Genomic DNA, 12884 nt, shown 5'->3' on the forward strand with positions numbered 1-12884 from the left:
GGCTTTGTGTTATTTACTGCACTAGGATTCGGATGAATCAGTAGTGCGGTGGTGGTGTTTCTTCTGATGGATCGGCCAAATTCGACGAATCCATATTCTTCACTTTACCTACCACGTATTTCATCTGATCGAGCATCTTGGTGATTTGCAGTTGCTGCTGTGACAAGGCACCGTTCAGATCTTCAATCGTCTGTTCTTGGAACGCAAGCTGACACTCTAAGTCATTAATGCGAGCTTCCAATTGCTGAATAAGTTTTTCTGTCATGATCCGTTCTCTAGCTGCCAAGCTTGGGCAATGCCCGCAGAAGTGGCAGTAATTATACGTTGCTTGGAATCAAAGGCTGCATCATACACGACCGCACGAGGAGGGCGAGTATCTTTTTTCGGCTCGACTTCAAATCTATCCACTCGTTTACCTGTGTGAGTATCCCAAACCATCACGCGTCCTGAAGGCGTTCCTGTAACTAATAAGCTGCCATCGTCTGAGAATCTAGCCGTGGAGAAGATCAACTGACGAGACCAACTGCTTAGCTGTGTCACTTCTTCTCCAGTTTCTAAGTCCCAGATGATGGCTTGATTACCGCCATCGGACGTCATGGCCAGTTTCCCATCACGTTGAAGCGCGACTCTTACCACGCGTTGTTCGTGTTCAAAGCTGTGCAGTACTTGGCCTGTTTCGGTATCCCACAGATACGCTTTGTAGTCATTACCACCCGTTAAGGCGAAGCGGCCATTGGGCGAGATAGCGACAGAATTGACTTTTTCTTGGTGCGCAAGGAACTCTAGCCGACGACCAGTGACTAAGTTGACGTGAATTGCTTTACCGTTGGACAGGCCAAGTAATACCTGTTCACCGTTACTGGTGATATCAACGTCTCGAATCAGCGCGTCATCAATAGACCATAGCCCTTCGGCTTGGGTCCATCCGAGATCCCATACTGCGAAGTTCATTTGGCTTGCAGTGACGGCATAGCGGCCATTGTCCGAAATGCGAATATGGGAGACCACATTGGCGGCTTGATCGAGTTCACCCAGCTTTGCGAGTTGTTTGTTTTGCTCCAAATCCCAAAGAACCAACTGGTGCTCTTTGGAGTACAGCAGTGCGAATCGGCCATCTCGACTGAGCGCAAAGCTGGTGGAACCTTGTGGTTCGAGTGACCAACGTTGAACGTCATGATCGGTAAAAAAGCATCCATTTAACGTGGTGATGACAATTAAATATAGGAATAAATGAGAAATTCTTTGCATCACATCTAATAATCCGGTTTGTGTCTTAAGACATATAGCTAGTATATTGGTATAACGATTGTCTTCACTAGTCTCATCGAAGATTTGTGCACAACAACCAGTGGCTAAGCCATTATTGGGAGAATTTAATGAAATCAGTTTTAAAAGTGTCGCTACTTGCTGCAACAGTAATGCTAGCGGTAGGTTGTCAAAAAGAAGAAACAAAACCAGAAGCAGCACCTCAAGCAGAACAAGTTCAAGCAGAAACTGGTAAAGCAGTTCACTTTAAAACCGACGATGACAAAGCGGCATACGCGATCGGTGTTTCATTTGCTAACTACCTAAGCACGAGTATCGATAAGCCAAGCGAAATCGGTATCGACCTAAACAAAGACCTAGTTCTTAAAGGTATCGAAGACGTATTCAAAGACAAAGCTGCGCTAAACGAGGAGGAAACTCGTGCCGCTCTAGAGTCTCTAGATAAGCGTGTTGCTGAGAAGATGCAAAAGCAAGCCGCTGAAAAAGCGGCTGAAGCGAAGAAAGCAGGTGATGACTTCCGTGCTGAGTTCGAAAAGCAAGAAGGCGTAGTTAAGACAGATTCTGGCCTACTTTACCAAGTAATCACGCCTGCTGAAGGTGAGAAGCCAAAAGATACTGATACGGTTCAGGTACACTACAAAGGTACTCTGATCGACGGTACTCAGTTCGACAGTTCTTACGATCGTGGTGAGCCAGCAACGTTCCCACTAAACCGCGTTATCCCTGGTTGGACTGAAGGTGTTCAGCTAATGCCTGTAGGCTCTAAGTTCAAATTTGTTATCCCGCCAGAGCTAGCATACGGTGATCAAGACACACCAAGCATCCCAGCTAACTCAACGCTTGTATTCGAAGTTGAACTACTAAAAGTTGAGAACGATCAAGCTGCTAAGTAATAACAGACAGCGATAACTCGATGAAAAAAGGCCCGTTTTACGCTGTCTCTTATACACAAATCCCCAAGCTTGTAGCTTGGGGATTTTTTTTGAACTCTTTCACGTGTGTGTGATCTGATCACTTAGTAATCCTTACTGAAACACTAAGATGACACACTCAGACGCTAAACTTTGGGCACAAGAACAATTTGGACAAGCACAACTTAAAGACCCTCGAAGAACACAACGCCTCATCAGTTTAGCGACTTCCATTGCTAATCAACCAGGAGTCTCCGTGGCTAAACTTCCTTTTTCTCCCGCCGATATGGAAGGTGCATATCGCTTTATCCGCAATGAAAACATCGATGCAAAAGACATCGCAGAAGCAGGCTTTCAATCAACTGTATCCCGAGCTAACGAGCATGAGGAATTACTCGCGCTTGAAGATACAACAACGCTCAGTTTTCCGCATCGAAGTATAAAAGATGAACTCGGGCACACGAATCAAGGCGATAGAATTCGAGCTCTCCACGTACATTCGACGTTACTTTTTGCACCACAAAGTCAGACCATTGTTGGCCTGATAGAGCAGCAACGATGGAGCCGAGATATTACTAAGCGTGGGCAAAAGCACCAACACGCGACTCGTCCTTATAAGGAGAAAGAGAGTTACAAATGGGAGCAAGCTTCTCGCCGTGTCGTTGAACGCCTAGGGGATAAAATGTTAGATGTTATCTCGGTCTGTGACCGAGAAGCTGACCTATTCGAATACTTGACTTATAAACGTCAACATCAGCAGCGCTTTGTCGTTCGCTCAATGCAAAGTCGCTGCCTAGAAGCTCATCATCAAAAGCTTTACGACTATGCGCAAGCGTTACCAAGCGTCGAGACAAAAGAGCTTACCATCCCCCAAAAAGGAGGGAGAAAAGCGAGAGATGTAAAGCTTGATGTTAAATATGGTCAGGTGACATTAAAGGCTCCGGCAAACAAAAAAGAGCACGCAGGCATACCTGTTTATTATGTTGGTTGCCTTGAGCAAGGGACATCAAAAGACAAGTTAGCATGGCACCTCTTGACGTCGGAGCCAATAAACAACGTTGAAGACGCTATGAGAATTATCGGTTATTACGAGCGCCGATGGCTGATTGAAGATTTCCATAAAGTCTGGAAAAGTGAAGGGACAGATGTGGAGTCACTCAGGCTACAAAGTAAAGATAACTTAGAGAGATTAAGTGTCATCTATGCCTTTGTTGCTACGCGTTTATTGGCGTTACGCTTCATTAAAGAAGTTGATGAGCTAACGAAAGAAAGTTGTGAAAAGGTATTGGGCAAAAAAGCTTGGAAGCTACTGTGGTTGAAACTAGAAAGTAAGACATTACCTAAAGAAGTGCCCGATATGAGCTGGGCGTACAAAAATCTCGCTAAATTAGGCGGTTGGAAAGATACCAAGAGGACGGGTAGAGCTTCAATAAAGGTGCTTTGGGAAGGATGGTTTAAACTACAAACCATCCTTGAAGGCTACGAACTCGCAATGTCTCTTGATCACTAGACTTGTGATCAAGAGACAGCGTTTTACGGGCCTTTTTTGTTCTAGGTCACTAGTTGATGAGTTTGCTAGGTTGCCTTTCAAATTTTCTGATAAACTTACACCAATTTGTTGATTTTTCGCTCGAAGGCTTATGACAACTACAGAAACAATAAATGCGGAGATGTTGCTCGAAATGGAATCTGTCAACGTGATGCCATTTTCTGAGCACGATAAAATCATCTTGAGATCTTACGAAGCGGTCGTGGACGGCATCGCCAGTTTGATTGGTCCCTTTTGTGAGATCGTTCTTCACTCTCTTGAAGATCTCAATACCTCTGCAATCAAAATCGCCAATGGTGAAAACACTGGCCGTCAGGTCGGTTCTCCGATTACCGACTTAGCGCTAAAGATGTTGAAAGACATTGAAGGCTCTGAACGTAACTTCTCACGTTCGTACTTCACCCGTGCAAAAGGTGGTGTACTCATGAAGTCGATCACCGTTGCTATCCGCAATGGTGAAAACCGAGTGATTGGCCTGCTTTGTATTAACGTCAACCTTGATGCGCCGTTCTCCCAAGTGCTGCAATCTTTTATGCCGACACAAGAAGCAAAAGAGGCGGCGTCTTCAGTAAACTTCGCCAGCGATGTTGAAGAACTTGTCGATCAAACCGTTGAGCGCACGATTGAAGAAATCAATGCAGACAAATCGGTATCGAACAATACGAAAAACCGTCAGATCGTCATGGAATTGTACGATAAAGGTATCTTCGATATTAAAGACGCCATCAACCGCGTTGCCGATCGTCTAAACATTTCTAAGCATACGGTTTACCTTTATATTCGTCAGCGTAAAACTGAGGACGAATAAGCGTGAGTGGATTAACTTACACGCTAGTGGTGAACGGTCCGGTTTACGGTAGCCAATCGGCACGCAGTGCATACCAATTTGCTAAAGCAGTCATTGAACAAGGGCACACTCTAGTGAGTGTGTTCTTTTATCAAGACGGCGTCACCAATGGTACAGCTCTGAGCGTGCCCGCCAATGATGAGTTTGACCTAGCTAAAGCATGGCAATCACTCGCACAGCAACACGATGTTCGTTTGGAAACGTGTGTGGCAGCGGCTTTACGTCGCGGTATCATCAGCGAAGATGAAGCCAATCAACATGGTCTTGAGCAGAACAACCTAGCGACAGGGTTCGAACAAGCCGGTTTGGGCAGCTTAGCCGAAGCTATGTTAACGCAAGATAGAGTGGTGCAGTTTTGAGTCAGTTAACTTACCTATTTCGTAGCGCACCTCATGGTAGTAATGCGGGGCGTGAAGGTGTGGATGCGCTGCTAGCGGCGTCGGCGTACTGTGAAGACATCACCGTCTTATTTGTTGGTGATGGTGTCTACCAGTTACTGCTTGGACAGGAGCCAAATGGCATCTTAAGCAAAGACTACGCACCAATGCTAAAGCTGTTCGACTTGTACGATATTGAGCAAGTGTTTGTTTGTGCTGATTCGCTTGCCGAGCGTGGCTTGGCTCAAGCCGATTTAGTCATTGATGCCGAGTCTCTAAATACCGAGCAACTCAAAGCTAAACTGCAACAAGCTAGCAAACTGCTGTCATTCTGAGGAAGCCATGTTACATATCATCAAATCCGTAGCAGCATTAGACGATTCAATGGCACTGTACAGTGAGCAAGATGATGTCTTGCTGATTGAAGAGGCGGTTTATGCCGCTAACCCTCAACATAAAGCATTTACAAAGGTAAAAGGCCCCGCAGTGTTTGCTTTACAGAGTGATATCGAAGCTCGCGGAATCACCAATCGTATAAGCCCGTCTATTACCGTTATAAACTATTCAGGTTTTGTCGAACTCACGACAAAACAGGCGAAATCTCTGACTTGGGATTAGCCCTTTATTCCTGTCGATTGAGCTTTACGGACGAATTACCCTAATTGAACAAAAAAGATCCGTATATTTCTTGACACACCTCTCACTGCTGCATAGAATTTTGCGTCCCTAACTGCCAAGAGTCGTTAGGGATAGATTTTTCACAAAGCTTACTTTCAAGTAAATCAGGAGCTAGTTAATGGCAACTATTAACCAGTTGGTACGTAAGCCACGTGCAAAGCAAGTTGTTAAAAGCAACGTGCCTGCACTAGAAGCGTGCCCACAAAAACGTGGTGTATGTACTCGTGTTTACACAACTACACCTAAAAAACCTAACTCAGCACTTCGTAAAGTTTGTCGTGTACGTCTGACAAACGGCTTCGAAGTTACATCGTACATCGGCGGTGAAGGTCACAACCTTCAAGAGCACAGTGTTGTACTAATCCGTGGCGGTCGTGTAAAAGACCTTCCGGGTGTACGTTACCACACTGTTCGCGGTGCACTTGACTGTGCTGGCGTTAACGACCGTAAACAAGGTCGTTCTAAGTACGGTGTGAAGCGTCCTAAGTCTTAATGGATTCCGTTAAGTAAGGCCAAACACTAAATTATTTTTAATTTTTTGAAAAAACTGAAAAGTTTTGGATAAAACCTGAAGAAGACAACGGAGAAAATCCATGCCACGTCGTCGCGTCATTGGTCAGCGTAAGATCCTTCCAGATCCAAAGTTCAAATCTGAACTGCTGGCAAAATTCGTTAACATCCTAATGGTTGACGGTAAAAAATCTACTGCAGAGAAAATTGTTTACACTGCACTAGATTCTATGGCTGAAAAGTCTGGTAAAGACCACTTAGCTATTTTTGAAGAAGCTCTTGAAAATGTTCGCCCAGCGGTAGAAGTTAAATCTCGCCGTGTAGGTGGTTCAACTTACCAAGTACCTGTAGAAGTTCGTCCGGTTCGCCGTAACGCACTTGCTATGCGTTGGTTGGTTGAAGCTGCGCGTAAGCGTGGTGAAAAATCTATGGCTCAACGCCTAGCAGCTGAAATGCTAGACGCGTCTGAGAACAAAGGTACTGCGGTTAAGAAACGTGAAGACGTTCACCGCATGGCTGACGCAAACAAAGCGTTCGCACATTACCGTTGGTAATACCTTTTCAGTGCTGCAAGGTTCCTTGCAGCACTTCTTTAGTTCCTATGCCTATGCTAGGAACTATTGCTATATCTAGGGGATAGCATTTTTAGCTATAGCAATAGTCCCTATCTCTAAGTTAAGAGGATTCAATCGTGGCTCGCAAAACTCCTATTGAGCGCTACCGTAATATCGGTATCTGTGCTCACGTAGATGCTGGTAAAACAACCACTACTGAACGTATTTTGTTCTACACTGGTCTGTCTCATAAAATCGGTGAAGTTCACGATGGCGCAGCAACCATGGACTGGATGGAGCAGGAGCAGGAACGTGGTATCACTATCACTTCAGCTGCAACTACTACTTTCTGGCGTGGTATGGAAGCACAATTCCAAGAGCACCGCGTAAATATCATTGATACCCCTGGACACGTTGACTTTACTATCGAAGTAGAACGCTCTTTGCGTGTACTTGATGGTGCAGTAGTTGTGTTCTGTGGCTCATCTGGTGTTGAACCTCAATCTGAAACTGTATGGCGTCAAGCTGACAAGTACCACGTTCCACGTATGGTGTTTGTAAACAAGATGGACCGTGCAGGCGCAGACTTCCTACGTGTTGTGGACCAAATCAAAAACCGTCTTGGTGCGAACCCTGTTCCAATCCAACTGAACGTTGGTGCAGAAGAAGGCTTCCGTGGTGTTATCGACCTAATCAAGATGAAGATGATCAACTGGAGTGAAGCCGACCAAGGCATGTCGTTCACATACGACGAAATTCCAGCAGACATGCAAGAGCTTGCTGAAGAGTGGCGCAACAACTTGGTTGAAGCGGCAGCGGAAGCAACTGAAGAGCTAATGGACAAGTACCTTGAAGAAGGTGAGCTGACTGAAGCTGAGATCAAACAAGCTCTACGTACTCGTACACTAAACAATGAAATCGTACTGGCTACTTGTGGTAGTGCGTTTAAAAACAAAGGTGTTCAAGCAGTACTAGATGCAGTGATTGAATTCTTGCCATCGCCAATCGACGTACCTGCAATTAAAGGTATCGACGAAAAAGAGAACGAAGTTGAACGTCACGCAGACGATAACGAACCGTTCTCAGCTCTAGCATTCAAGATCGCGACTGACCCATTTGTGGGGACGCTAACTTTCATGCGTGTTTACTCCGGTGTTGTGAACTCAGGTGATGCTGTTTACAACTCAGTAAAAGAGAAGAAAGAGCGTTTTGGTCGTATCGTTCAGATGCATGCAAACAAGCGTGAAGAAGTAAAAGAAGTTCGCGCTGGTGATATCGCAGCTGCTATCGGTCTGAAAGACGTGACAACAGGTGACACGCTATGTGACCAGAACCACAAAGTGATTCTGGAACGCATGGAATTCCCTGAGCCAGTAATTCAGATCGCAGTAGAACCTCGTTCTAAAGCAGACCAAGAGAAAATGGGTGTCGCGCTAGGTAAACTGGCTGCGGAAGATCCATCATTCCGCGTGGAAACGGACGACGAAACAGGTCAGACTCTGATCTCTGGTATGGGTGAACTTCACCTAGATATCATCGTTGATCGTATGAAGCGTGAATTCAGCGTTGACTGTAACGTTGGTAAACCTCAGGTTGCTTACCGTGAAACCATTCGTGGTTCTGCGGAAGTGGAAGGCAAGTTCGTTCGTCAATCTGGCGGTCGCGGTCAATACGGTCACGTATGGATCAAACTTGAGCCTTCAGAACCTGGTGAAGGTTTCGTATTCGTAGACGAGATCGTGGGTGGTGTGGTTCCTAAGGAATACATCAGCTCGGTATCGAAAGGTATCGAAGAGCAAATGAATAGCGGTGTTCTAGCGGGTTACCCTGTTCTAGACATTAAAGCTACACTATTCGACGGCTCTTACCACGATGTTGACTCAAGCGAGATGGCGTTCAAGATCGCTGGCTCGATGGCATTCAAGAAAGGTTCATTAGAAGCACAGCCAGTGATTCTAGAGCCAATGATGAATGTCGAAGTAACTACTCCGGAAGACTGGATGGGTGACGTTGTTGGTGACCTAAACCGTCGTCGCGGTATGATCGAAGGTATGGATGAAGGTGTGGCTGGTCTTAAGATCATCCGTGCTCAAGTTCCTCTATCTGAGATGTTTGGTTACGCAACGGACCTACGTTCTGCAACTCAAGGCCGTGCTTCTTACTCTATGGAGTTTAATGAGTACGCTGAAGTGCCGAAGACCTTTGCAGAAGCCATCATGGCTGAGCGTGGTTACTAATTGACGATTGAACCACAAAAAGTTTACGACTTTTTGCTAGATCAAGCCGTCGAAATATTGCGCTAACGGACGTTGGCGCATAAAATAACAATTTCTGGCGCGTCGGGATCAATAATGATCACGGCGAATCATAACTAGGAAGGAACACGATTGTGTCTAAAGAAAAATTTGAACGTGTAAAACCGCACGTAAACGTTGGTACTATCGGCCACGTTGACCACGGTAAAACAACTCTAACTGCAGCTATCTGTACAACACTTGCTAAAGTATACGGCGGTGCTGCTCGTGACTTCGCATCTATCGATAACGCTCCAGAAGAGCGTGAGCGCGGTATCACAATCGCTACTTCTCACGTAGAGTACGACACTCCAACTCGTCACTACGCACACGTAGACTGTCCAGGACACGCGGATTATGTTAAAAACATGATCACTGGTGCTGCACAGATGGACGGTGGTATCCTAGTTGTTGCTGCGACAGATGGTCCAATGCCACAAACTCGTGAGCACATCCTACTAGGCCGTCAGGTTGGTATCCCTTACATCATCGTATTCATGAACAAATGTGACATGGTTGACGATGAAGAGCTACTAGAACTAGTAGAAATGGAAGTTCGTGAGCTTCTATCTGAGTACGATTTCCCAGGTGATGATCTACCAGTTATCCAAGGTTCTGCTCTAGGCGCTCTAAACGGCGACGAGCAATGGGAAGCTAAGATTGTAGAACTAGCTGAAGCGCTAGATTCATACATCCCTGAACCAGAGCGTGCAGTAGATATGCCATTCCTAATGCCTATCGAAGACGTATTCTCAATCCAAGGTCGTGGTACAGTAGTAACTGGCCGTATCGAACGTGGTATCCTAAACGTAGGTGACGAAGTTGCTATCGTAGGTATCAAAGACACTACTACTACTACATGTACTGGTGTTGAAATGTTCCGTAAGCTTCTAGACGAAGGTCGTGCTGGTGAGAACGTTGGTGCACTTCTACGTGGTACTAAGCGTGACGAAGTTGAACGTGGTCAAGTACTAGCTAAGCCTGGTTCAATCACTCCACACACTAAGTTCGAGTCAGAAGTATACGTACTTTCTAAAGACGAAGGCGGCCGTCATACTCCGTTCTTCAAAGGCTACCGTCCACAGTTCTACTTCCGTACAACTGACGTAACTGGTGATATCTCTCTACCAGAAGGCGTAGAAATGGTAATGCCTGGCGACAACATCCAAATGCAAGTTGAGCTAATCGCTCCTATCGCTATGGATGAAGGCCTACGTTTCGCTATCCGTGAAGGTGGCCGTACTGTAGGTGCTGGTGTTGTTGCTAAGATCTTCGATTAATTCTTACTGAATTAATCGTAATCTTGCACTCTTCTTCGATTTGAAGAAAGCGCTAGAAAAGGGGAAGCTAAGGCTTCCCTTTTTTATATCTGCTATTCCTCTTTTCAATATGGTTATAAGCCAGTCATTCTTAGTCATGCGTTTTGTTTATGAAAAACATGGTCTTAGTTTTACCTAACTTCCTCTTCTTTTTGAGTACCCCGCTAAGTCACTGAAAGCCGCCAAAATAGTTCAAATCGTTATAACAAAACGTTCTGTAATTCGCTTTAATACAACTGGTAACAAGAACGATTCTTGTTTATATTTCATTCCATAGTGAAATTTAAAGGTAGTGAATATGTACGTTTGTCTTTGCCATGGCGTCTCTGACAAGAAAATTAGGAAGTTGGCGATAGATGAAGGCGTAACAGATATAAAAGGAATTAAAAGATGTACGGCATTGGGAAGTCAATGCGGCAAGTGCATCAAGCAAGCGAAAGAAATTTTAGCTGAAACAGAATACCTAATACTGAAACAAGCTAGCTAAATATTAGCTAAGCCTTTTTGACACCTTCTCATTTGCTTCTACATTTAAATGAAGCCAAAGAGGAGGGTTTTGCCATGAAAGGCGATCCAATCATTATTCAACATCTCAATAAGATACTCGGTAACGAGCTCATCGCGATCAACCAATATTTTCTTCATGCCCGTATGTACAAAGACTGGGGATTAAAGCATCTCGCAGATAAGGAATACCACGAGTCGATCGATGAAATGAAACATGCTGATCACTTGATCGAGCGTATTCTGTTCCTTGAGGGGTTACCTAATTTACAAGACCTCGGCAAACTGATGATCGGTGAAGACACCAAAGAAATGCTTGAGTGTGACCTTAAACTTGAGATGGCCGCCATTCCAGATTTGAAAGATGCCATCGCTTATGCTGAGGATATTCGCGATTATGTCTCTAGAGATCTGTTTCAAGATATTCTCGAAGACGAAGAAGAGCACGTTGACTGGCTTGAGACTCAACTCGGTTTGATCCAGATGTCAGGTATAGAAAATTACCTACAAGCACAATATGTCGATGAAGAGTGAGATTATATTTCGCTGTTTTCCTATCCAAACCAAGTGATAAAAAGAGCACCTGACCTGTAAACAGGGTGCTCATCACTAATATCTGGTCTAATCTCTTTTATTATCGGCCCTTTTAAGGATATCGCTCGCAATCTAGCCTATGAAGTTTGACTTCTATCCTTTAGAATTTATTCCCCCTTACCGAAAAATAACAAAGAGAAACGATCCATGTCTGAAGACAATCGCCAAGAAGTCACCCCAGAAGAAGAACGCCGCCAACAAGCATTGGATTACCATGCATATCCAACCCCAGGAAAAATTGCCGTAGAGCTAACTAAGCCTGCTGAAACTGCAAATGACCTTGCTCTTGCATACAGCCCTGGTGTTGCAGAGCCTGTACGTGAAATCGCACAGAACGCTGACAACGTGTATAAGTACACAGCGAAGGGCAACATGGTTGCGGTTATTTCTAACGGCACGGCTATTCTTGGTCTTGGTAATCTTGGCCCGCTGGCTTCTAAACCAGTAATGGAAGGTAAAGCGCTATTGTTCAAACGCTTTGCTGGTTTAGACTCAATTGATATCGAAGTAAAACACCGCACGATCGACGAATTTGTCGACACAGTAGCAAACATTGCTGATACATTCGGTGGTATCAACCTAGAAGATATCAAAGCACCAGATTGTTTTGAGATTGAAAAGCGTCTGATTGAGCGTTGTGACGTGCCAGTATTCCATGACGATCAACACGGTACAGCGATCGTAACGGCAGCAGGTATGTTGAATGCAATCGAGCTGCAAGGTAAGAAGCTCGAAGACTCCACGATTGTTTGTTTAGGCGCGGGTGCGGCGGCAGTCGCGTGTATGGAGCTATTGATCAAATGTGGCGCGATGCGCGAGAAGATCTATATGCTGGATCGTAAAGGGGTGATCCACACGCGTCGTGATGATCTCAATGAATACAAACAGCTGTTTGCTAACAACACAGATAAGCGCACGTTGGAAGATGTGATTGAAGGTGCGGATCTTTTCTTGGGCGTATCGGGTCCAAATCTACTACCTGCAGAAGCATTGAAGCTCATGGCAGACAAGCCAGTTGTGTTCGCATGTTCAAACCCAGATCCAGAAATCAAACCTGAATTGGCTCACGAAGTGCGTGATGACTTGATCATGGGTACAGGTCGCAGTGACTACCCGAACCAAGTAAACAACGTATTGTGTTTCCCATTCATCTTCCGTGGCGCATTGGATGTTCGTGCAAGCGAGATCAATGATGAAATGAAACTGGCTGCGGTTGAAGCGATTCGTGAATTGGCGAAAGAGCCAGTACCGGAAGCGGTATTAAAAGCAGCTGGCGTCGATAAGCTAGAGTTCGGAACTGACTACATCATTCCAAAGCCAATGGATTCACGCCTACTACCACGCGTGGCAAAAGCGGTGGCTCAAGCTGCGGTTGACTCTGGTGTGGCACGTATTGAAATGCCAGAGAATTACATGGCTCAATAGTGGTAAAGTAAAATTTAAAAATAAAAAAGGGACGCTCTCGCGTCCCTTTTTTTGTT

Annotated in this window: 15 protein-coding genes; 13 read left to right on the forward strand and 2 right to left on the reverse strand. The window is 45.1% G+C overall.

Annotated features, from left to right (window positions below; genetic code table 11):
• Nucleotides 1-37 precede the first annotated feature (37 nt).
• Together C1S74_RS12460 and C1S74_RS12465 are read right to left on the reverse strand one after the other, a co-directional pair.
• On the reverse strand, nt 38-265 hold the full coding sequence (locus C1S74_RS12460; protein ID WP_005438375.1) for a SlyX family protein: 228 nt from the start codon (nt 263-265) through the stop codon (nt 38-40).
• Complete coding sequence (locus tag C1S74_RS12465) at nt 262-1248, reverse strand: WD40 repeat domain-containing protein (RefSeq protein ID WP_045400894.1); 987 nt, start codon at nt 1246-1248, stop codon at nt 262-264. Before C1S74_RS12465 ends, C1S74_RS12460 begins: the two co-directional genes overlap by 4 nt.
• A gap of 128 nt (nt 1249-1376) precedes the next feature.
• Here C1S74_RS12465 and fkpA point away from each other — a divergent pair, with 128 nt between their 5' ends.
• From fkpA to C1S74_RS12530, 13 genes are all read left to right on the forward strand, one after another.
• Nucleotides 1377-2159, forward strand: a complete 783-nt coding sequence (gene fkpA / locus C1S74_RS12470) for an FKBP-type peptidyl-prolyl cis-trans isomerase (protein WP_038871973.1) — start codon at nt 1377-1379, stop codon at nt 2157-2159.
• A gap of 148 nt (nt 2160-2307) precedes the next feature.
• On the forward strand, nt 2308-3687 hold the full coding sequence (locus C1S74_RS12475) for an IS4 family transposase (RefSeq protein ID WP_103415246.1): 1380 nt from the start codon (nt 2308-2310) through the stop codon (nt 3685-3687).
• Between the two features lie 130 nt (nt 3688-3817).
• Nucleotides 3818-4534, forward strand: coding sequence for a helix-turn-helix transcriptional regulator (locus tag C1S74_RS12480; protein WP_038871970.1), 717 nt, complete (start codon nt 3818-3820; stop codon nt 4532-4534).
• Nucleotides 4535-4536: 2 nt separating this feature from the next.
• On the forward strand, nt 4537-4932 hold the full coding sequence (gene tusD, locus C1S74_RS12485) for a sulfurtransferase complex subunit TusD (RefSeq protein WP_038871966.1): 396 nt from the start codon (nt 4537-4539) through the stop codon (nt 4930-4932).
• Complete coding sequence (tusC, locus tag C1S74_RS12490; RefSeq protein ID WP_038871964.1) at nt 4929-5285, forward strand: sulfurtransferase complex subunit TusC; 357 nt, start codon at nt 4929-4931, stop codon at nt 5283-5285. The genes tusD and tusC overlap by 4 nt, the downstream gene beginning before the upstream one ends.
• Before the next feature lie 7 nt (nt 5286-5292).
• A complete protein-coding gene (gene tusB, locus C1S74_RS12495; RefSeq protein WP_045399967.1) occupies nt 5293-5568 on the forward strand; it encodes a sulfurtransferase complex subunit TusB in 276 nt (91 codons plus the stop codon).
• Between the two features lie 178 nt (nt 5569-5746).
• The gene (gene rpsL, locus C1S74_RS12500; protein ID WP_004399892.1) at nt 5747-6121 is read left to right on the forward strand and encodes a 30S ribosomal protein S12; all 375 of its coding nucleotides are present in this window, start codon (nt 5747-5749) and stop codon (nt 6119-6121) included.
• Nucleotides 6122-6221: 100 nt separating this feature from the next.
• Nucleotides 6222-6692, forward strand: a complete 471-nt coding sequence (gene rpsG / locus C1S74_RS12505; RefSeq protein WP_005438390.1) for a 30S ribosomal protein S7 — start codon at nt 6222-6224, stop codon at nt 6690-6692.
• Between the two features lie 137 nt (nt 6693-6829).
• Complete coding sequence (fusA, locus tag C1S74_RS12510; protein ID WP_045399965.1) at nt 6830-8929, forward strand: elongation factor G; 2100 nt, start codon at nt 6830-6832, stop codon at nt 8927-8929.
• Between the two features lie 152 nt (nt 8930-9081).
• A complete protein-coding gene (tuf, locus tag C1S74_RS12515) occupies nt 9082-10266 on the forward strand; it encodes an elongation factor Tu (RefSeq protein ID WP_103415287.1) in 1185 nt (394 codons plus the stop codon).
• A gap of 337 nt (nt 10267-10603) precedes the next feature.
• Nucleotides 10604-10792: a (2Fe-2S)-binding protein gene (locus tag C1S74_RS12520; protein ID WP_045399142.1), complete on the forward strand. Its 189-nt coding sequence runs from the start codon at nt 10604-10606 to the stop codon at nt 10790-10792.
• A gap of 74 nt (nt 10793-10866) precedes the next feature.
• The gene (gene bfr, locus C1S74_RS12525) at nt 10867-11343 is read left to right on the forward strand and encodes a bacterioferritin (protein WP_042605519.1); all 477 of its coding nucleotides are present in this window, start codon (nt 10867-10869) and stop codon (nt 11341-11343) included.
• 207 nt (nt 11344-11550) lie between these two features.
• Nucleotides 11551-12828, forward strand: coding sequence for a malic enzyme-like NAD(P)-binding protein (locus tag C1S74_RS12530; protein ID WP_045399139.1), 1278 nt, complete (start codon nt 11551-11553; stop codon nt 12826-12828).
• Nucleotides 12829-12884: the final 56 nt, after the last annotated feature.

This window comes from Vibrio hyugaensis, assembly GCF_002906655.1.
GTDB classification, from domain to species: Bacteria; Pseudomonadota; Gammaproteobacteria; order Enterobacterales; family Vibrionaceae; genus Vibrio; species Vibrio hyugaensis.